The organism is Bacillus sp. m3-13 (genome assembly GCF_000175075.1).
GTDB lineage: Bacteria > Bacillota > Bacilli > Bacillales > Bacillaceae_I > Sutcliffiella_A > Sutcliffiella_A horikoshii_C.
Genome location: NZ_ACPC01000033.1, coordinates 1 through 694, shown reverse-complemented (window position 1 = coordinate 694; position 694 = coordinate 1). Strand labels below are relative to the sequence as shown.

Annotated in this window: 1 rRNA gene; it reads right to left on the bottom strand. The window is 53.6% G+C overall.

Going from position 1 to position 694, the window contains the following annotated elements:
- A 23S ribosomal RNA gene (locus tag M313_RS0116970) occupies nt 1-694 on the bottom strand; the annotation flags it as partial.

The window sequence follows — 694 nt, the reverse complement described above, 5'->3', positions numbered from 1 at the left end:
CACCTGACACTGTCTCCCAGCCCGATAAGGGCTGCGGGTTAGAATTTCAATACAGCCAGGGTAGTATCCCACCGACGCCTCCACCGAAGCTAGCGCTCCGGCTTCTCAGGCTCCTACCTATCCTGTACAAGCTGTACCAAAATTCAATATCAGGCTACAGTAAAGCTCCACGGGGTCTTTCCGTCCTGTCGCGGGTAACCTGCATCTTCACAGGTACTATAATTTCACCGAGTCTCTGGTTGAGACAGTGCCCAGATCGTTACGCCTTTCGTGCGGGTCGGAACTTACCCGACAAGGAATTTCGCTACCTTAGGACCGTTATAGTTACGGCCGCCGTTTACTGGGGCTTCGGTTCAAAGCTTCGCTTGCGCTAACCTCTCCCCTTAACCTTCCAGCACCGGGCAGGCGTCAGCCCCTATACTTCGCCTTACGGCTTCGCAGAGACCTGTGTTTTTGCTAAACAGTCGCCTGGGCCTATTCACTGCGGCTCTCTCGGGCTTTAACACCCTAACAGAGCACCCCTTCTCCCGAAGTTACGGGGTCATTTTGCCGAGTTCCTTAACCAGAGTTCTCTCGCTCACCTTAGGATTCTCTCCTCGCCTACCTGTGTCGGTTTGCGGTACGGGCACCATACTCCTCGCTAGAGGCTTTTCTTGGCAGTGTGAAATCAGGAACTTCGGTACTATATTTCCCT